Here is a 20,014-nt window from a genome sequence, read left to right as displayed (position 1 = left end):
ACAGATCATCAAGCGAAACCGTCGGCGACGGAGTTGATTTGTCATCATCCGCGCCCGATGACCTCTAATCATCTCACAGAGACAGGCACTCTACCGATTACTTTTGAAGAGAGTCCTGAATCTTCTGCCATTTGGCGAGGAGACCGTCAAGCTGTTTGCGGTATTCCAGGTAGACATCTTTTTCGCCTTGAGTGGGGGCTGCATCAGCGCCCTGCACAGCAGAAGCAAGTCCGGCGAGGACGCCCACGACTGACGACAGGTTCGGATGCCCCTTTTCAGACATCACAGAAATAGAGTCGGCCAGCGCCGCAGGTGTCTTGCCGGCCGAGGCCGAGATCGCATTCTTCATGTCCTTGCAGGTCGTCACTCCTTCCACAAGACCCGCATCTATTGATCTCGCTAGTGCGAGTTGTTCATCGAGCGCTTTTGCCGAGGCGTGGACGCGAGGGTCGAGCCTCAAAAGTATCGGCTTCGTATAGTCTTTGCCGTTCACTGTCAAGGTGACAGAATATTTTCCTGGGAGCGCGAACGGTCCCTGGGGTTCGAGAGGTGTACCACCATCGTCCTGGTCCCAGACTGCCGCTATTGAGTAATTGTACTCGAGCGCGGGCGGCCGCGTGTACCTCAAATCCCATACGAATCTATGAGCGCCTGCCTTTGAAGAAATCTCTGTCTCAGGCCGCGTCCATTCACTCTGGAAATACCGGGTCTCAGTGGGAAGCTCGCTGACCTTCTCGTCTGAATTATATTCTCTAACGATGTTCCCCCTTGAATCGTGTATGGTTAGCTTGATCGGCCCGGAAGCATTCTCTTTCAACCAGTAATCAATAACTGCTCCTGTGGGCGGATTCTGGCCGAGCGCGGTTTCCGGGGGCCAGGGCGTGTCACGATTCTCATTCGCTCGTAGACGCCACGCATCGTCGGGCTGGTACAGGTGCACGCCCTCCGAGGCAATTTCAGGTGTCATTTCTCTAAACGGTTCCGGATCGTCGAGTACCCATATGCCTCTTCCCTGCGTGCAGATTACAAGGTCGCCGCGGCCAAATGGCCCCGGCGAAATTACCAAGTCAGTGATGCTCGTTGTCGGTAGGTTAAGTGTAAGCGGTTCCCAGTTCTCGCCATCGTCAAAAGATACGTAAACGCTTCTGTTCGTGCCGGCGTAAAGTACGTCCTTCCTGAACGGGTCTGCACGAACGACGTTGACATATTCGTTCTTCGGAATCCCGTTTATGATGGTTCTCCATGCTCTTCCGCCGTCGTTTGTCTTGATGATTATCGGATTCGAGAACCCGAGTCGGTGAGTGTTGACCGCGACATACGCACCAGCGGCGGAAAACGGAGACGCATCGATGGAACTCACCATCCCCCACGCCGGGACAGATATCGGTGTAACGTTTCTCCAATGTTTCCCGCCATCCGCGGTCACCTGGATGTATCCGTCATCGGTACCCGTCCAGATGACATTTTCAGACACGGGCGACGGCGCGATGCTGAAGATGACTCCGTAACCGGCGTCGCGCGCCTGCAGCGGATCGGGATCGACATAATCTCTCGCTCCCTCTTTCTTTCCACTGAGGTCGGGACTTATCATCTGCCAGTGGTCGCCGTCGTCAGTCGATTTCCACAGATACTGGTTCCCGAAATAAAGGGCGTGTCTTCCAATCGGCGAGAAGACAAGAGGGGTTATCCACGTGTAGCGATACTTCACCGAAGTTTGACGAGCACCGTAGCTGGGAACAGGCCAGGGAGAAATCTCCGCCACTTGCCGCGTCATTTCGTCGAACCTCGACACATGTCCGCCAAGCCCGCTCCCGAATATCAAGTTTGGATTCCCCGGTTTAGGAACATCATAGTCGCGCTCGTCGCCACCGACGGGGTGCCAGTCGCGATCCTCAATTACACCGTAAGGTCCGCGCGTGAAGATCCCAACCGTTCCGTTGTCCTGTTGTCCGCTGTAGATCTTGTATGGAAACTGCTGATCGACCGCCACGTGATAGAACTGGCCTGTCGGCTGGTTGTACCAGCTTGACCAGCTCTTTCCGCCGTCGACGCTGACGACGCATCCCTGATCTGAAGCGGTGATCATATAACGGTTATCCGATGGATTGATCCATAAAAAATGGTAGTCGTCCCCGCCGGGCGCACCTTTAAAGATCGTAAAAGTTTTTCCGCCGTCTTCTGAGCGATGAATAGATCGGTCCATCACATATAGTATGTTTGGATTCGTCGGGTCCACCGTTATTCTACTGAAATACGGATTAGCAAGCGCAGGGTTTTTGTTTACGAATTCCCAATTCATGCCGCCATCAACCGACTTATATAGTCCGCTTTCGCTGCCGGAGGTGATGATAGTCGCATAAACGATTCTTCCCGAACTTCCGCGTGCTACGCCCAATCCAATTCGCCCTAACGGACCGGACGGGAGCCCGTTGCCGATCAGCTTCGCCCAGCTCTCACCGCCGTCAGTGCTCTTGTAGATTCCCGATCCTGCTCCTGTCTGCGGCATGAAATAGTCGAGCCACGGGTGCATCTGCATCTGCCACGTGGCAGCATATACGACAGAAGGATAGAGCGGGTCAGAGGCAAGGTCGACGGCACCGGTACTATCATTGACAAACAGAACTCTCTTCCAATTTCCACCTCCGTCGTCCGAAAGATAAATTCCGCGATCGGAAATCGGCGCGAAAACATTTCCCAGGGCCGCAACGAGTACTCTCTGAGGATTTTTCGGATCAATGAGAATTTTTCCGACATGTTCAGTTTCTTTCAGTCCAATGTTGCTCCACGTTTTTCCCGCATCGGTTGAGCGGTAGACTCCATCGCCGGCAAGTATGTCCCAACGAAGGTCGACCTGTCCTGTACCGACATAAATGATATCCGGGTTTGATGGTGCAAGATCGATCGCGCCCACCGAAGAAGCAGCCTGGTGCTGCATTAATCCATCCCAGGTCCGACCGGCGTCTGTGGTTTTCCAGACTCCGCCTCCTGCCCCTCCGAAGTAAAAAGTGTTCGGATCAGTCGGCACTCCCACGGCCATGGTAGCCCAGCCGGCACGGTATGGACCGACAAGCCGCCAATGTAAATTCGAAAACGCCTCTGAAGGAACTGGCTGGCTTTGCACCGAGCTGATGGCTGCGAGCAAAAAGGCTAGCAAGGAGCTAATAGAAAGATTCTTCATTTTTTTCCCTCGATTTGGCAATGGAATGATGAACGGGTTACGGTTTGAACGCATCGTAAATATAATTGGTGAGCGGATGAGTTCTCACTCTCGTCACAGATTAGGTTAACACATTTCACCCGCAGTTAGTTTAGCTTCGCCAACCGAAATGAATTTCCTTGTGCGGCTACCTACGATTTGAAAGTGCCGTTACCGCTGCTTGCGAGCTTGCGCGAAGAGAGCACATAAAACGGATTACAAAAGAGAGAAAAGGGTTATTAAAGATGATCATGATTAGGATGTGAGTCCATGATGGAGGGCTTTCTGAGCTAGACATTTGGAAGAACGAGTCTCTTTCTGTGTACCGCAAGCCGGCAGCCGGCGAATATTATTTACACCGGGTCGCCTTGGGCGCCTTCGCGTCAGTAAAGAAGATAATGGTTTTGAAATGAGAAGGCGAGTACGAAGCCGGCCTTACTTGCGTCGCCGTCCGGTCGTCCGCACCTTGGATCGCTTTGCTGGTTTCGATTTTCTTGCGCTCGGTTTCTTCAGTGGAGAGGACATGTACCACATGTTGCCGAAAGCATCTTTGACTCCTGCCCGCCGGTCGCCGTATGGCTGATCACCGGGTTCCTCGATGGACACCGCGCCCGCCGCGACAGCGCGAGCATGCGCCGCATCAACTTCTGGAACGTACACAAGATACATCCCGCTTAACGGCGTCGCTACATCCCCTCCGATTCCGACCATGATTCTTGAATCCCCAACTAAAAGCTCCACATGTGTACCGCCCCCGCCTGTAGTCTGTCTGACGAGTTCCTTTGCCAAGAACACTTCCTTCAAGAAGTCTATCAGCCTCTCACCATCACTGGCAATTAAGTAGGGCGTGACTGCGTGATATCCGTTCGGTATGTATGTGCGTGCCATCTTGTATCCCTCCTTGTTATATCATCTTAAACGTTGGGCCCGGCCTGATGAGTTCCACCAAGCCGAGTGCACCTGGAAAAGGCGGAATGACGCCGCACTTAACCACTACTTCACCAGATCGGGATGAAGCTCCTGTAAAGGTTCCTTTGCTCTCTTGCGAATAATACCTCTCACTCTCAATTGAACCTTCTCGACCAGCACGTAAACAACTGGAACTAGGATGAGCGTCAGGAACATGGAGCTGATCAATCCGCCTATGATTCCCCACGCGAGACCTGATTTCCATTCGGATCCGGAATCTGTCGAGAGCGCAAGAGGCAGCATACCGATGACCATCGCAGTCGTTGTCATTAAGATGGGCCTGATCCTGCTTTCTCCCGCCTCGAGCAAAGCTTCAAAAGTCGTGAGTCCGTCCTCCCTTTTCTTCTGGTTGGTCCTATCGACGAGCAGGATCGCGTTCTTGCCGACCAGCCCGACAAGCATGATTATTCCAAGTATCGTGAATATGTTTAGCGATTTCATCGTTAGGGCTAGAGCGAGAAATGCGCCGACCATCGCAACAGGAATTGAAAAAAGAATGATGAACGGATCGATGTAGGAGTCATAAAGCGCAACCATAACAAGGTACACGAAAATTATTGCGGCGATAAGAGCAAGTCCGAGGCTGCCGAACGCGTCGGCCTGATTTTTCAAATCTCCCCAATAAACGACTCCGACGCCCGGAGGAAGTTTTTCCTTCGCCATCGCGTTCTTAATGTCTTCCCCGACGCTTCCGGTTGGACGACCGATGACTTGCGAGTAGACTGTTACCGCGTTTATCCTGTTGAACCTCTGGAGTGCCGTCGGTCCGGTTTCCTGGTACACATTGGCAAACTCCTGCAGCTCGACGGATTGACCTTTGTCGTTCACGAAAGTCATCTGTTTCAAATCTGAGATTTTCGATTTATCGAATTTGTCGAGCGACACGAGTATGTCGTAGTCGTCGTTTCCTTCCCTGTACTTCGTGTCGTCATTGCCCTGCATTGCAACCTGCAGCGCGGCACCCACATCGGCGATCGACAACCCGAAGTCTGCAAGTTTCTGCCTGTCGATGTCCACCTTCATTTCCGGATTTGCCGCTTCGGTCGAAAGCCGGACGTCGGCAGTTCCAGGTATCGTCCTCACGACCCTCTCCACGATATCGGCGGACTTAAGCACGTCGTTTCTGTCGGGACCGTTTACAATCAGCTGAATCGGAGTTTGATTTGCCGTTCCGAAGAGGCCGATCGGATTAACCCGAACCTTCACCCCCGGCATCATCATACCGAAATCTTTTATCTCCTGACCGACTTCGTCTGTTGATTTGGAGCGCTCTTCCTTCGGCACCAGTTCAACGTCCAGCTCGGAACTGTTGTTCGACGTCTGGCCGATGAGGCCCTCATTTGAAGCGCCGACCTCGACGAAATCGCTCTTCACTTCAGGCAGACTGCTGATGTACTGTTCAACCTTTTGAGTTACGAAGTTTGTGTTCTCGAGCGAGTAATTGGAAGGCGTTTCGAGCGTGACGGCGAACTCCCCGCGGTCCGACTGTGTGATGAATTCCGCCCCAATGAAACCGAGAGGCGCGAGTGAAAGAGAAGCGACAAAGAGGACAGCCGAAATTGTCACTACTTTCCACCTGTTACTGAGACTCCATTTCAATATTCCCAGGTAGTTCGCGATCAGCTTGTGAAAGTATTTCTCGAACTGGAGCGCGAAGCGTCCGATGAAAGTCCCGTCCGTCATCCTTTCGAGTTTGCTTATCCGCGATGCGAGGAGAGGTGTGACAGTGAACGAGACAAATAAGCTCAGAAGAGTTGATATGACCACCACAACGGAGAATTCTCTTATGATGTTTCCGATCAGACCACCCGTCAAAGCAAGCGGCACATAGATTACAACATCAACCATCGTGATCGAGAGCGCTGCAAATCCAATTTCGTTTCTCCCTTTTATCGCTGCATCTCTAGGTGGTTCGCCTTTCTCAAGGTGATGATGGATGTTCTCGATGACGACTATTGAATCGTCGACAAGTATTCCCACAACGAGCGAGAGTCCGAGCAGCGTCATCAGATTTAGCGTGTAGCCGAACGCGTACATTACTACAAATGTCGAGAGTATTGAAGCGGGAATGGCAAGCATTACTATAAAAGAATTTCTCATGCTGTGTAGAAAAAGCAGCATGACGATAGCGACGAGCACAACGGCAAGGGCTAGATCGAACTTCACACCGTTCGCGGCATCTATGGTGAATTGAGAAGCGTCCTGGGAAATATTGAACTTAATATTCTTGTCTTGGTAATCCTTTTCGATACTCGCAAGCTCGGTCCGAACCAGGCGGCTCACATCCACCGCGTTTGCGTCCGTTTGCTTCTGAACCAGTATTCCGACCGACGTCACTCCGTTGATACGGTTAATGGTCGTGTACTCTTTGTGACCGTCATCCACGTCTGCGACATCCGAAAGCTTTACATCTCCGCCGCCCGGCGATTTGGTGACGATAAGATTCCTGATCGCGTCAACAGAACTGAACTTTCCGGCCAATCGAACAACTAATTGATTGGTGCTGTTTTCCAGTTTTCCAGTTGGGAAGTCTATGTCGGAATTCCTTATCGAATTCAAAACCTGGAGTACCGAAAGATGGTACGACTTGAGCCTGTCTGCGTTCAAGTTGACCCGGATTTCTCTTTCGTCGCCGCCGACAAGCGTAATCTGTCCTACTCCCGGGACTTCAGCGAGTCTCGGCTGGATTCTGTCCAAAATGAACTGGTAAAATTCGGTCGATGGCATGTTGCTTGTGACGCCCATCCTGAGGACGGGAATCGCATCAAGCTCGAATTTCGATATCGATGGCGTCTTTACGCCTGCCGGGAGCGTGCCGACGATCTGATCGATCTTCTGCTGCGCGCTTTGCATCTGAGTGTTCACGTCCGCAGTCTGCAGGAACTGAATCATCACGAATGACACGCCTTCGTTCGATCGAGATGTTATGTTGTCTATTTGATCGAGAGATGAGACAACATCCTCGATAGGTTTGGTCACCGAATTCTCTACTTCATTCGGTGAAGCGCCCGGATAAATTGTAGAAATCGTTACAACTGGTGGCGTAATCTTCGGAAGCAGTTCATAGTTAAGCCTCGAAAGGCTGAACAAGCCGATGAGTGCCAATGCCCCGAATACCACCACGACAAGTGTCGGTCTTTTTATAGCTAGCTCTGTTACAGTCATTTAGGATTTCCCTTTTCAAATCTAGATCTTATTCCGCGTGAAGTACCGTTACCCGGCGATGGTAACTTTGTTCCCGTCCTGAAGATTGTTCTGTCCGTTAGTAACTACCGTTTCACCCTTGTGAAGTCCGTCTATCACTTCCAGGTAATTATCATAAGAGGAGCCGATGACAACATTTCTAAGTCTGGCAATTCCATTCTCGACGGCAAAAACCTGGGGCTGCTCCACACTTCCTACCAGAGCTTGTCTCGGTATCACGAGCGCGGTCCCATCTGAATGGGGTGTGAGGAGCACATGCGCAAACATTCCTGCCTTGAGGGGATGTTCGGAGCTGTTCGAAAAGTCCACTTCCACCGGATATGTATGCGACGCATCTCCTTTAGCGCTGATAGTCTTAATGATCCCATGAAACTCACTTCCGGGATAAACCCCCGTCGAAATTTCTGCCGGCTCGCCTGTTCTCAAGTTGAACACATCATGCTCGTCGACGTTGACTGTGATCTTAAGCCGGGAGATGTCGACGACGTCCGCGACTACCGTTTTGCTGTTGACATAATTGCCAACATCAACAGTCCGCGAAGTCATGATGCCCGCTATGGGTGTCGATACTTTCGTGTCGTCATACTGACGGCGGGCGATGACAAACTGATCCTTCGCCGACTCGTAAGCAAGATTAGCGCCTTCAAGCTGGGAATCTGTCACGGCTTTCTCTTTATACAATTCCTGGAACCGTTCGTAATCTTTGGTTGCCTTATCAAGATTGACTTTTGCCGTGTTCATTGCAGCAAGTGCCAGCTCGTCGTCGATCTGGATCAGAACCGAGCCGGCCGACTTGAAATCTCCGACTTGCGCCAGCACTTTCGTCACCTTCCCCTGCGCCTCTGATACAATAGCCACGTCGTTATTGGCGTCTATTGTCCCGACGAGATCGATATTGTCTGAAAGTCCTCGTTGCACAACGGTAGCTACACTGACGGGATACGAATCAACGGTTTGTCTCTTCGTTTCAGCTTTTATTTGAGATCGGTTCCTCATCAGTATGGCAATAATGAGCGCCACCACGACGATTGCAACCGAATAGATCCTAATTTTTTTCATTACTCACCCTGGTCTTTCGTTCCTTATTTAAGTCTGTATTTGTTCCCGAGAATATCGAATAACTCAGTGCAAACATGGAATAGAGAAAATCACTGTACTCATTTTGTCCGGATGGAACGCTTTTGCTTTCATTCTCAGAAACGGACTCGTCATCCGCGCATTCTGCATGATGCCCAACAATCCTGCGTGTTCTGACTTGAGCTTTCAAGTCGTCAGTCTTGCAAGACACTTTTATCAATCTTCTTATCCTGCGGCAACGAATATGAGCAGTACCGCTTTCTGCCGTCTTCCGTCAGGATTCCCTCGAATATGATCTTTGAAATCGCTTCGAACACTTGCGGACCGCTGAAAGGTAGTTCAGCGAGAACATCCGGCGTGATAATCGACTCGACTGCATTCGTGTAGAGTAAGACGATAACGTCGCGGTTAATGTCTTTCCTCAAGATTCCCGTTTCGAAACCGTCGTTAAGAACTTGTTTGATCTTCTCAAGGCCCTTTTCTTTCTTGAAAGAGTGTATATCCTTCCAAACATCAGGGACTAGTTTCTGCAGATCATGAAACCGGTTGACTCGAGAAGACCGTTCGCCAAAGTAATCGAGGGTTATCCTGAACTTGCCGATAAAATCGAGATCATCTCGTCGCCATATGCCATCGATGTGATTCATGAACTCGCACTGACGATCGGAGATCAGATCTCGAACCAGCTTCTCCTTGTTGGGAAAAAATTTGTAGAGGGTTTTCTTGCTGATCCCGAGACTGGAGGCTATTTCCTCCATCGTGACTTTGGCATAACCGTGTTCGAGGAACATCCCCTCCGCTCCGGCCAGAATTCTCTCCCTTTTTTCCTTCTCGTCTGACGACATTCTAGGGCCTTTCTCCACATGTGAAACGAATGACGTTTACATCGTTTCCGCGATAACCTAAAAAAACGCAGATAAACTGCGATTCCTACGATGGAAACGATATACGTCTAGAACGTTTCCAATTTAACGACCCTTCTCTGACAATTCAAGAGTCATCATGTTAAGGAACCATTAACAATTTCAGGCGCCTGTAAATTGTGCTTCCATCAGGCCCAACAAGTCTCAAGACGAAACTCGAGTAAGTTTATTTTGGAAGATTGGAGAAGTGCAGCCCTCACACCCTAGTAGCGTTGATAGCTTTAATCACACGCCGAGCGCGTTTGTCAGCATAATGGTCGTGGACGACGAGGAGCGCGTGTATCACACCTGGAATCCAAAGAAACACGCACAAAACTATATTGAAGAGCGCTTGAATCGGTTTGCCGCTCAGCAGCACAGCCAACGGCGGAAGAAGAAACGCTATCAGGTAAAGCATCTCAAGCTCGCTTTTTAATATCGACTACGGAATTCTTATATCGGTGTTGCGCGTTACTCATTCGGCTCTGGCATCGGGCGAGTCTAGAACCCTTCATGATTCTCCTCCAAGATTGAATCGCACCATCGGTCTTGACTTCGAGGTTCGGTCTACGATCTTGAATCCGGCCCGCTGGAATGATTTGTATAGCCCGACCCAGAGAAATGAATCGGGATACTTATCTTTTGTCGGAATTGTCGGGTATGCTTCGAGCATTCGTATTCCAGCCGAGCGAGCGTAATCGATCGCTCCTCTCAAGATAGCGACGGACACTCCGCGTCGTCTGAATTCCTTCCTGATAAACATACAAGGGATCGACCATACCGGCTCGCCATCGATCCTTTTGTGGACTCTTGAATTTTCAAGCCTCGGAAAATCTTCTCTCGGTGCCAGCGCGATCCACGCGACCGGATTTCCGCTGACGAGCCCGATCAATCCGACCGGCATTCTTTTGTCGATGAGCTTCTTCATCGCATTCCGGTTGCCGCTTCGCTTCTTGCCCTTCTTGAAATCCGATATCGGAAGCCTGTAATACATGCACCAGCAATTTCCACAAGCACCGTTCTTTCCGAAGAGCTCGACAAATTTGTTCCAATTCCTTTTTGAAACCGGTTCCACCTTGACTTTTTCAAAAGACTCACGCGCGGCAAGGCGGTCTTTGATGTCCGGCTTCTTGATATGTGTTCTCCTCATAACCTGTTTCCCCACCACGTCACTATTCTATATCACTCGAACACATGAAACCATCATACGCACAGGACAGTGTGCGAGAAGAGTCACAGTGTCGTGCTTAATACTTATTGCCCGACAATTCGAATCCCATCGGTAGGTCCGTTCATACTTCGATTTCGCCTACGAAGTAAGTCACCGCTCTTCCCGAAATTTTCACTTTATCTTCAAGATCTTCGCAGAATAGTTCACCGCCTCTTGCAGACAACTGGCGGGCAGTCATTTTGGACTTGCGGAGCTTTTGCGACCAATACGGAATCAGAGTGGAGTGTGAAGAACCGGTCACCGGGTCCTCTGCAATTCCTACTTTAGGGGCGAAGAACCTTGAGACAAAATCAACTTCATTTCCTTTGGCTGTAACGATCACTCCAATGCAATCGTAAGATTTGATCTTGTCAATATTCGGTTTGAGGTGACGCACTTCGTCTTCATTAGTAAGGACAACCATCAGATCCCGTGCCTTAAGAACCTCACGCGGCTGGGCGCCGAGCGCTTCCTTAAGATTGTCAGGAGCAGGACAAATCTCGCCCGGTCTCCGCGGAAAAATCATAGACATCATATCGCCTGCGAACAGGACTTTCAGGAGACCGCTTTTTGTCCTGAACGATATTTCATCCGGCGAATAAGCCAGGTGCTCTTTGTAAGCATAGGCGGTAGCAAGTGTCGCATGGCCGCAAAGGTCGATCTCAATTGCCGGGGTGAACCACCGAAGATCAAATACGTTGTTCCTGGCAACGACAAAGGCAGTTTCCGCCAGATTGTTTTCAGCCGCGATATTCTGCATGATTTCGTCCGAAAGCCACTCTTCCAAAACGCAAACGGCCGCGGGATTCCCGTGAAATCTTTTGTTTGTGAAAGCATCGATTTGAAACATTGGAATTTTCATAATTGAATTGTCCATTTACTCCTGATAAAAAGGATATGATTCCGCTTCGAGACGGAATCAGACCTCAAGACGGTGTGAGAGTTCGTCGGGATTAAATTAGTTCATTGACCTGCGCATGTCAATCCGCAGGCAAGATTAGGATCAGGAGAAGATATCTCCTCTTTTAAACTGCCACAAGCTGACAACGCTGGCTACCGCGCCGATGCCGACAAGGATCACGATGTGCTCGACGATGCCGGAGAGGCCCACGCCTCTCCACAGAACCTGGAGAAAACCATCCATCGCCCAATATACGGGTGTGAGCCTGCTGAAGAACTGGATGCCGGACGGCATGAAGGAGACCGGGAACCAGGCTCCGCCGATCGCACTCATGCTAAGAATAAGAAGAGTTCCGAGCCCGTTCGCCTGCTGGCGCGTCTTCGAGAATGCTGCGAGAAGCATCCCGAACGATGTACACGCAAGCGATGCCGCGATGATTATCAGGAAAAGATTAATGAAGTTTGAGAAGATGTCTATCCTGAAGATTACCCAGCCGAAGAAGAAGAGGACGGACAACTGGAGGATACCGAGCGACATATTGAAAAGATACTTGCTCCAGAGGATGTGAACCCTGGAAACTGGAGATGTGAGGAGCCGGAGCATCACCCCGGATTTCTTCTCATCGAAGAGAGAAGAAGATGCCGCTGTCAGGCTGAAGAGCAGAAATGTAATTGCCCATCCCCCAACACTCCTCGTTGCCCAGGGATTTGCGAGTTGTTTGCCGACGACCTGCTCTTCATCCATTTTCACAATCTCGTTGAAAAAATTTCCGGTGTTGTTGGAAGAATCGCCGCCCTTTCCCGAGAACTTCCATCTTGACGGATGCAGGAAAACGCTTGTATCGACTTTGAAATACTTGCTCACGACCGACGCCATGCCCCTGTTGAACTCGCGTCCGTTCTTTGTCCCGAGCGCTCGTTCCGCCTGCTTGAGTCCGCTCTGCGCGATAATCGACGGAAACTGGCTGAATACCACCTGCTTGATTAATCCCTGTACTGTCTGGATCTCGATCTCATTCTTCGGATCGTAATAGAACTTTATTTTCAGAGCCATAGAAGTATCGGAATAAGCGTCTATCGGAAGCACCAGAGCGGCGGTAGCATTCCCGTTCATAACATATTCTTTTATCGAAGTCGTGTCGAACGTCCGCACAATTCCGGAATCGTCTTTGAATGACTTGATCACCCGGAAAGACTTCATCGTATCGAGCGCTGATTCTATGCGCGTGCCGACCTCCGACTTGCTCTGGTTGAGGAACGCAAGCGGAATTCCCTGCGGTCCGGCATTTGACCCGCCGAAGATCGATCCAAATATATACACCAAGACCACGGGGACGATGAAGGTCAGTAACACCGATATTCTGTCGTTGAAAAATATCCTGTACGAATTCTTGAAAAGCTGAAGGACCTGTCTCAATCTCTCAGCCTCCTCCCGGTCAGTTGAAGGAAGAGGGCTTCCAGCGTCGGGCGGTGGAGCTCGATCGATTTGTAATGGATCCCGTGTTCTTCCAGTTTCAAGAAGAAAGACGATAATTTGAATCCAGGAGACGGATTCAACTCGAAGTGATCGTTCTCCTCGACGATCTTCCCAAACGCCTGAAAGATCTTGCCGTTCTCCGTCGTCATTTGATTCTTGGATATGCTTATCGCTTCCTCATACGGCAGCTTCTCAAGGAGTTCGTCGGTAGTACCGAGGGCGATTATAATGCCATGATCGATGATCGCAACACGAGTGCAGAGCCGCTCAGCTTCCTCCATGTAGTGCGTGGTATATACAATAGTCTTCCCAGCCCTGTTGAGCGACTCGAGATAGTCGAAGATGGCATTCCTGGACTGGGGGTCTACCCCTACCGTCGGCTCGTCGCAAATGAGAACATTAGGATCGTGGAGAAGACTGGCAATAAGATTCAGTCGGCGCTTCATCCCGCCGGAAAACGTCTTCACCTTATCCTTGCGCCTGTCGTAGAGCCCGACGGCATTAAGCTGTTCGACTATTCTTTGCTTCAGGATCTTTTTGGGAACGCGATAAAGACTCCCGAACGCTTCAAGGTTCTCCTGCGCTCCCAGCTCATCGTACACAGCGAGCGACTGGGGGACATAACCAATTTCATTTCTAATGTTCAAACTTTCCTGTGAGATATGTTCGCCATCGATCATGATCGATCCGGAATCCGGATTGAAATAACCGGTAAGTAGACTCATAAGCGTTGTTTTACCGGCACCATTCGGACCGAGAAGTCCGAAGAATTCCCCGCCTCCTATTTCGAGCGAAACGTTGTCGACCGCAATGACTGATGGAAATTTTTTCGAGACACCTTGAACTGATATCATGCAGCTGTTTCTCATGCCCTTTCAGGACTTAATGTGCCCACGATGTACCTTACGTACTCGGTGAGGTTATGGTTTCGCTCGCCGCTCAATCCCATTTGTTCCCGGAGACTTTGGATACTTTGAACTTTCCCGATCCGAGAAGGAAGATTGCGATTGCCGTCAAAAGGTAAAATGCCTCCGTTTCAATTCCCCATGCGCCGCCGGGTCTGACAGCAAAGATGCCTCCGTTTGTTACCAGAACGATTGCCATGAAAAGATCAAATGCGACCACAAGCGCGGCGAGCCGGGCTTTGTAACCGAGGATTATCATGACAGGCGCGACTATTTCACCTATGTACACTCCGTACCCGATAAAGAACGGAAGATGGAACGCTCCAAGCGGACCCGCCATCCACGCGATTCCATGAACCAGTTTCGATATGCCATGAAATATCAGGAGTCCGCCGACCGTCAGCCGTAATATTAACTTACCTAGATCTTCATTCATATGAAATCTCCCTTTTATTATTCAATGTTTCTTCAGACACCCATTTGTTATACAACAATCACTTCACCACGAACTGTTCCAGTGCATCCGGTTCCGGATCTCCAGCCAGACGCTGCGGAACGGAGAGTGTACCAGTCTGAAACGTCCGCTCGAAAATCAAAGTAGGAACTATTTTGGCATCAGTATGAACGCCACGATCATCCCAAGGAGATTGAGCGAACAGTGAGTAATAATTCCCACGAGAATGTTCCTTTTCCACCAGACAACATAAACGAGAGGAAGAAGTGCGATTATCCGGACGGGATTCTGCCAGGGAGAAAAGAAATGATAGACAGAGAAAAGGACGACATTTACAGCCGGCGCCCACGCCTTCATTCGACTCATCCTTGGAAGCAGGTATCCCCTGAAATATAATTCCTCGACGATCGGGCCGATAATTCCGTTGAACACGAAACCCATTATTGCCGTGATAATAAATATCGCGCCCTTTGGTTGAGGAATTTGATTAGCGAAGAACCATGATGGAAGCCAGCGGAAGAACTCCCTGATCATGAATGGGTCGATAAACGAAGTCAGGAAACCGAAAACAAAGAGACACCACAACAGCAAGGGGAGAACGAGGGCGATTGTTCGGACAGCAGGCATCTTCTCCCTAAAGAGAACAACTCCTTCCGGAGACCATTTCCCGTTCAGCTTCTTCCCTTCACGCAACAGGACTCCAAGCTCGAATGGAACAAGGACCAGCATGATCAAGACAAACAGGACGAGGATGGACGGAAGGGAATGAACTGCGGCTACGGGAGCGAGGAAAACGAAAAATAATAAGATCAACAGGCCGGGCGCCAATGAAAGGAAAACCGTCTTCGATGCAGAATGTGCAACGACGACCGGCCTGTCAACGAGATCTGTCAATTTAACAAGCAGCCGTATCGCCGGGCGTCACAATACGAGATGCGGGGCTGAATTCCTGAGACAGCTTCATCGCGCCAAGTGCATGAAGGTTGTCAGTAGTGCTCCGAAGATCAGGAACCATCCGACCAGGCCAATGACCATCCATACGAGACTTGCTTTTGCCCAGTTCGCTTTGCTTTCATTCGTGTTCTGACTGAACGCCCAGACGAGCAGCATCACAATGTTCACGATAGGAATCACCATGATGAGCAAGGTGATCATCCATTCACCGAAACCAACGGCCGGCTCGCCGGCTAATTGGCGATTGACGTTAATATCGCTTGCCATGACTGCCTCCACTGTTAGTGATCTGTTTGGTTACAACGTACACGGTTTGCTTCAAAGATTTTGGCGAATCCGAGTTTATCGAATGCGGAAACACTTTAAGAAACCCGGAAGCCGTTATGCTGCCTCATTAATTTTGGAAGACCCTAATGATTTTATCTCATTGACCAAAGCACGACACTCCGATGAATGGACTTGAAAACTTGCCGAAACAGGATCAGGGAAAGATTGTTCTCATCAACACGAAGACCTATTCAAGATATTGAACGAAACACGGAATCATTCCGGCCCACAGGCCGGTCACGAGCCCGACCGCAAATCGATTGGAGCTCAGAACTGCGCCCCCGTCAGTTTATCTTTGACCAGGGTTACACAAGTCACGTTCCCCTTCACTTGGATGTCACCGACACCGGGCTTGCTCAGTTTCACGACGAGTGTTCCCGCTCCGGTTTTCCTCTTAAAAATTCCCATGAAGCTTGGCGAGTCGATTGTCAATGTAATCGGTGTAGCGAGGTTTGCCACCGCAAGAGGGGTGGACGACGATGCATCACCTACGACGTACGCAGCATCAAATGATACGACCGTATCCGGACCCGACGAAGCGATGGTCAGTACAGCCGATTTGTTATCGCTCGGTGTGTAATTTAAGGCGCTCAACAATAGGACCCCCATTAATCCTGCCACACTCAGCAAAAGGGTTCTCTTCATTAACTCCTCCTTCTTAAGTAAAAGATTTCGCCAGCACAAACGATAGAACGAATAAGTTCATGCTCGAACACCAGCACAGATGCACCAAGATAAGCTTAAATGAAAGTAGGCCTGTCACGCAAAAAAATCAAGCGGGTAACGGGCTAATTTTTCCCCCGCTTTCTTTCCTCAGACTGGCCCATCGCGGCGAGAAACATTTCCAACGTTCGGACGTACGCTAAGAATCGAATCGAGATGCAAGCCCAGCCAAGACGCTTTTTTCACTCACACGGAATAACGGAGCTGATCCCAAAAAAGTTCATGGCCTATGGATTTATTCTCAAGGCGAAATCGTTTAGGGTATGAGCCCGTTACGCCCGGATCTCAACCATTACAAGGATTAAACAGGAGGGAAAATGAATCCATCAATCTTCAGATCGATTCCGGAATCGGTTGTCGCCGACGGAATCAGGATGGACCGCAGCAATGGAAATGGAATGGACTTAATTAGGTTGAAATTAATTCTCAGGACACAATTACTAATGACTGCAGCCATCATCTTTTTGCCAATAGCAGCGAGATCTCAATCACTGAACTATCCCGCAGCCAGGAGGGACACAGCCATAGATGACTACTTCGGCACAAAGGTTACCGCAGCTTATCAGTGGATGGAAGACCAGGATAGTCGTGAGGTGGATGACTGGGTCGAGGCTGAGAATAAAATGACGTTTGATTATCTCGACAAGATTCCGATTCGGAATTGGATTCGTGATAGACTCACCAAGTTATGGAATTATGAAAAGGTCGGCGTGCCCGAGCGACACTCAAACAAACTGTTTTACGGTAAGAACTCGGGATTGCAAAACCAAAGCCCGGTTTACATGCAGACTTCGCTCGCCGGAAAGCCTAGGATGATCCTCGATCCTAACGCGCTCTCCCCCGACGGTTCAATCGCCCTCCTCGATTATTCTCCCTCTCCGAATGGAAAATATCTTGCGTATGGTCTTTCACAAGGCGGATCGGACTGGGAGGAACTCCACGTGCGCAACGTCGAAACGGGAAAAGACCTTGCTGACACAATACACTGGGTAAAGTTCTCCGGGATCTCATGGACGAACGATAACCGCGGCTTTTTCTACTCTCGTTTTCCCGAACCGCCAAAGGGAGAGGCTCTGACGGCGGAAGGAGTTGGACAATCCCTCTACTACCATCGGCTTGGAACTTCACAGAGCGACGACAGGAAATTCTATGACCTCAAAGACCTCCCCGGCTGGTATGTTGGTGGATCGGTTACAGAAGATGGGCGATACCTCTTCATTTACGTGAACAAAGGAACCGAATCAAAGAACAAACTTTTTTACGTAGATCTGAAGAATCCTAAACATCCCGATATCTCTTCACCGGTCAAACCACTCCTTGAAAAAGACGATGCGGAATATGGTGTGTTGGGGAATGTCGGAACGACACTTTACGTAGAAACGACGCTCGATGCGCCGAAACGACGGGTTGTAGCATTCGACATCAACTCTCCCGACCAAAAGAATTGGAGAGTTGTCGTCAATGAAACCAAGAACGTCATGGAACAGTTCGGATTGATCGCAGGACGAGTCGTGGTGGGATATCTCGTCGACGCGAGAAGTCAAGTCGATTTTTATTCTCTCGAGGGAAAACAAGACGGTAGCCTGAAGCTGCCGGGTATAGGAACTCTCGCCGGATTCAACGGACGGTATGACACGCCGGAACTGTTTTACGGATTCACGTCATTTCTTTATCCCACCACTGTGTTTCGGTATGATTTCAAAACGGACAAGACGAATGTCTTCAAGGCACCGCATGTCGACTTCAATCCCGACGAGTTCGAAACAAAACAGGTTTTCTACCAATCCAAAGACGGGACGCGGGTCCCAATGTTCATTACCATGAAGAAAGGGACCAAACTCGACGGGAGCAACCCCGTGGATCTCTACGCGTACGGCGGATTCAACATAAGCATCACTCCATCGTTCAGCCCAACGAACATAATCTGGCTGGAGATGGGCGGCATATATGCTGTCGCGAATTTAAGAGGAGGAGGCGAATACGGAGAAGCATGGCATAATGCGGGAATGAAAGAGAAGAAGCAAAATGTTTTCGACGACTTCATTGCCGCAGGAGAATACCTGGTAAAAGAAAAATACACCTCTCCCAGGAAACTTGGCATAGAAGGTTATTCAAACGGAGGACTTCTTGTGGGCGCCGTTGTCACTCAGCGACCCGATCTGTACGGTGCCGCTTACGCCGGAGCAGGCGTCATGGATATGTTGAGGTACCAGAAATTTTCTGCCGGGATCGGGTGGGTACCTGAGTACGGTTCTTCCGACGATTCCACCGATTTCCAGACGTTGATCAAGTACTCCCCCGTCCAGAACATAAAGCGGGGGACTTGCTATCCACCCACGATTGTCACAACCGCAGATCACGACGACAGGGTTGTTCCGAGTCATTCATACAAATTCATCGCGGAGATGCAGCACGATCAGGCGTGTGACAATCCGGTATTGATACGTGTAGAGACAAAGACGAGTCACGGCTACATGCCGACGGACAAGCGGATTGCCCAGCTGGCAGACGTCATGGCATTCATGGCACACAATCTCGGGATAAGCCAAACACCGTAATTTTTTTCGCGGGATGGTCGGCCGGAAGATCAGGCCGACCTTGTCCCATCGTTCAATTGTCATCTCCATGAGTCGGCCCATCCCCTAACCGGAATTGAAACTACGTCAGAAACAGATTACATTTTCAAAAGCGGACGGGACCGGCCGGTCCCAGGCGGTTGGGATATCTCAGAGATCGGCGGTGAGCTCCCCGTCAATTCAGTTCCGCGAGCTCAAAGTGCAAAGGGAGGCTGTTTGAACGGATGCGACTAAAGAGATCAATGGACGCGTTCATGCCTGAAGCGGTAGAAGCAGAAGAATCCTGAAGTGGAGGCGAGCACCATGGACAAATGCGCGAATCATCCTGGCAAAAAAGCATATTCAATTTGCCGCGGCTGCGGAAAGCACTATTGCATGTCATGCCTGGATGAAGGGAAAGAGTTTTATTACTGCAGAAAACCGACATGTCACGAGCTACTCACGAAGGAAACAGGCGCAGATTTATTGCCGACAAAAATAATTTGTCCCGACTGCTCGAGCGAGCTTGAGTTAACTGACAAAGAAAGGTCTTCGAAGAAGATACATTGTCCCGTGTGCGAGGCGTTCCTGGATTACAACTCCGATCCGCCCAGGATACTTAAGACCGAGAACTTCTCCCCGTTGCTTTCCACAATGAACCAGGGTGACGTGGCGCTTCTCGAATCGATCCTGGACAATGCTGATTTAGACTACTACGTCTATGACGCTGAGTTCTTAAGCGTCAGGCCGTTAGTTCAGCCGACCAGATTCTTTGTCGCGACCAGGCAGTTGGAAGAGGCGCAGGCGCTGATAAAGGATCTGGATCTCCACGTCTTTGGCGTTTCAGGAAGCAGCAACCTGGAGTAGCATAGCATGGGCATGGTGAGACGAACCAAGGATTGGATTGTCTCGAAAGCTTTAAGGTTAATGTTTAAGAAATCCCTCTCTGATCTCGGCGAGTTGGCCGATGCAAGCATAAACCCGGAGACAAAACACATCCATTTACGGCTGGAACTAAAAGGAGAATTAGAGCCGATTGATGTTACAATTCTCAAATATGAAGTGAACGGTTCCTGTTTTGTGATAAAAGAGATCACAACCTCGAGAGAGTGGATGGATATTGCGATGCACAAGTTCAACGTTCCATTGAAGTTTGAGATG

The 20,014-nt window shown here is 49.9% G+C and carries 17 protein-coding genes; 3 read left to right on the top strand and 14 right to left on the bottom strand.

All coding sequences use genetic code 11. From position 1 onward, the window contains the following. Nucleotides 1–97: 97 nt before the first annotated feature. From VIS48_13195 to VIS48_13130, 14 genes are all read right to left on the bottom strand, one after another. Nucleotides 98–3,178, bottom strand: a complete 3,081-nt coding sequence (locus tag VIS48_13195) for a glycoside hydrolase (GenBank protein HEY9167105.1) — start codon at nt 3,176–3,178, stop codon at nt 98–100. 453 nt (nt 3,179–3,631) lie between these two features. Beyond that, nucleotides 3,632–4,084, bottom strand: coding sequence for a VOC family protein (locus tag VIS48_13190; GenBank protein HEY9167104.1), 453 nt, complete (start codon nt 4,082–4,084; stop codon nt 3,632–3,634). 105 nt (nt 4,085–4,189) lie between these two features. Further along, entirely contained in the window at nt 4,190–7,330 is a 3,141-nt protein-coding gene (locus VIS48_13185; GenBank protein ID HEY9167103.1) for an efflux RND transporter permease subunit, read from the bottom strand. A 48-nt stretch (nt 7,331–7,378) separates the two neighbouring features. Next, a complete protein-coding gene (locus VIS48_13180; protein ID HEY9167102.1) occupies nt 7,379–8,428 on the bottom strand; it encodes an efflux RND transporter periplasmic adaptor subunit in 1,050 nt (349 codons plus the stop codon). A 212-nt stretch (nt 8,429–8,640) separates the two neighbouring features. Beyond that, entirely contained in the window at nt 8,641–9,291 is a 651-nt protein-coding gene (locus tag VIS48_13175; protein HEY9167101.1) for a TetR/AcrR family transcriptional regulator, read from the bottom strand. A 274-nt stretch (nt 9,292–9,565) separates the two neighbouring features. Further along, nucleotides 9,566–9,766 (bottom strand): YqaE/Pmp3 family membrane protein, encoded by a 201-nt coding sequence (locus VIS48_13170; protein HEY9167100.1) that lies wholly within the window; start codon nt 9,764–9,766, stop codon nt 9,566–9,568. Between the two features lie 93 nt (nt 9,767–9,859). Next, nucleotides 9,860–10,498 carry a GNAT family N-acetyltransferase gene (locus VIS48_13165; protein HEY9167099.1) on the bottom strand — a complete coding sequence of 213 codons (639 nt, stop codon included), beginning with the start codon at nt 10,496–10,498 and terminating at the stop codon, nt 9,860–9,862. 142 nt (nt 10,499–10,640) lie between these two features. Then, the gene (locus VIS48_13160) at nt 10,641–11,420 is read right to left on the bottom strand and encodes a PhzF family phenazine biosynthesis protein (protein HEY9167098.1); all 780 of its coding nucleotides are present in this window, start codon (nt 11,418–11,420) and stop codon (nt 10,641–10,643) included. A gap of 141 nt (nt 11,421–11,561) precedes the next feature. Further along, entirely contained in the window at nt 11,562–12,875 is a 1,314-nt protein-coding gene (locus tag VIS48_13155) for an ABC transporter permease (protein HEY9167097.1), read from the bottom strand. Beyond that, entirely contained in the window at nt 12,872–13,789 is a 918-nt protein-coding gene (locus tag VIS48_13150) for an ABC transporter ATP-binding protein (GenBank protein ID HEY9167096.1), read from the bottom strand. Before VIS48_13150 ends, VIS48_13155 begins: the two co-directional genes overlap by 4 nt. 85 nt (nt 13,790–13,874) lie before the next feature. Then, on the bottom strand, nt 13,875–14,276 hold the full coding sequence (locus VIS48_13145; GenBank protein ID HEY9167095.1) for a DoxX family protein: 402 nt from the start codon (nt 14,274–14,276) through the stop codon (nt 13,875–13,877). A gap of 168 nt (nt 14,277–14,444) precedes the next feature. Then, a complete protein-coding gene (locus VIS48_13140; GenBank protein HEY9167094.1) occupies nt 14,445–15,188 on the bottom strand; it encodes a CPBP family intramembrane glutamic endopeptidase in 744 nt (247 codons plus the stop codon). 66 nt (nt 15,189–15,254) lie between these two features. Beyond that, a complete protein-coding gene (locus VIS48_13135) occupies nt 15,255–15,515 on the bottom strand; it encodes a hypothetical protein (protein HEY9167093.1) in 261 nt (86 codons plus the stop codon). 327 nt (nt 15,516–15,842) lie between these two features. After that, the gene (locus VIS48_13130; GenBank protein HEY9167092.1) at nt 15,843–16,220 is read right to left on the bottom strand and encodes a hypothetical protein; all 378 of its coding nucleotides are present in this window, start codon (nt 16,218–16,220) and stop codon (nt 15,843–15,845) included. A 395-nt stretch (nt 16,221–16,615) separates the two neighbouring features. On the opposite strand from VIS48_13130, the gene VIS48_13125 reads away from it, so the two are divergent. The 3 genes from VIS48_13125 to VIS48_13115 form a co-directional block, all read left to right on the top strand. After that, nucleotides 16,616–18,856, top strand: coding sequence for a prolyl oligopeptidase family serine peptidase (locus VIS48_13125; GenBank protein HEY9167091.1), 2,241 nt, complete (start codon nt 16,616–16,618; stop codon nt 18,854–18,856). A 321-nt stretch (nt 18,857–19,177) separates the two neighbouring features. After that, nucleotides 19,178–19,720 carry a hypothetical protein gene (locus VIS48_13120; protein ID HEY9167090.1) on the top strand — a complete coding sequence of 181 codons (543 nt, stop codon included), beginning with the start codon at nt 19,178–19,180 and terminating at the stop codon, nt 19,718–19,720. Between the two features lie 60 nt (nt 19,721–19,780). Next, nucleotides 19,781–20,014 (top strand): hypothetical protein (locus tag VIS48_13115; GenBank protein HEY9167089.1); only part of this gene is annotated, 234 nt, incomplete at its 3' end.

Source organism: Candidatus Kryptoniota bacterium (genome assembly GCA_036567965.1).
GTDB lineage: Bacteria > Bacteroidota > Ignavibacteria > Kryptoniales > JAKASW01 > JAKASW01.
Note: the sequence above shows the minus strand (reverse complement) of the source record. Positions and strands in the feature narration are given on the sequence as shown.

Excerpts from the sequence above, each read along its gene's own strand:
- VIS48_13195 (HEY9167105.1), bottom strand. The coding sequence starts at position 3,178 with ATGAAGAATCTTTCTATTAGCTCCTTGCTAGCCTTTTTGCTCGCAGCC.
- VIS48_13190 (HEY9167104.1), bottom strand. The coding sequence starts at position 4,084 with ATGGCACGCACATACATACCGAACGGATATCACGCAGTCACGCCCTAC.
- VIS48_13185 (HEY9167103.1), bottom strand. The coding sequence starts at position 7,330 with ATGACTGTAACAGAGCTAGCTATAAAAAGACCGACACTTGTCGTGGTG.
- VIS48_13180 (HEY9167102.1), bottom strand. The coding sequence starts at position 8,428 with ATGAAAAAAATTAGGATCTATTCGGTTGCAATCGTCGTGGTGGCGCTC.
- VIS48_13175 (HEY9167101.1), bottom strand. The coding sequence starts at position 9,291 with ATGTCGTCAGACGAGAAGGAAAAAAGGGAGAGAATTCTGGCCGGAGCG.
- VIS48_13170 (HEY9167100.1), bottom strand. The coding sequence starts at position 9,766 with ATGCTTTACCTGATAGCGTTTCTTCTTCCGCCGTTGGCTGTGCTGCTG.
- VIS48_13165 (HEY9167099.1), bottom strand. The coding sequence starts at position 10,498 with ATGAGGAGAACACATATCAAGAAGCCGGACATCAAAGACCGCCTTGCC.
- VIS48_13160 (HEY9167098.1), bottom strand. The coding sequence starts at position 11,420 with ATGAAAATTCCAATGTTTCAAATCGATGCTTTCACAAACAAAAGATTT.
- VIS48_13150 (HEY9167096.1), bottom strand. The coding sequence starts at position 13,789 with ATGATATCAGTTCAAGGTGTCTCGAAAAAATTTCCATCAGTCATTGCG.
- VIS48_13145 (HEY9167095.1), bottom strand. The coding sequence starts at position 14,276 with ATGAATGAAGATCTAGGTAAGTTAATATTACGGCTGACGGTCGGCGGA.
- VIS48_13135 (HEY9167093.1), bottom strand. The coding sequence starts at position 15,515 with ATGGCAAGCGATATTAACGTCAATCGCCAATTAGCCGGCGAGCCGGCC.
- VIS48_13130 (HEY9167092.1), bottom strand. The coding sequence starts at position 16,220 with ATGAAGAGAACCCTTTTGCTGAGTGTGGCAGGATTAATGGGGGTCCTA.
- VIS48_13125 (HEY9167091.1), top strand. The coding sequence starts at position 16,616 with ATGAATCCATCAATCTTCAGATCGATTCCGGAATCGGTTGTCGCCGAC.
- VIS48_13120 (HEY9167090.1), top strand. The coding sequence starts at position 19,178 with ATGGACAAATGCGCGAATCATCCTGGCAAAAAAGCATATTCAATTTGC.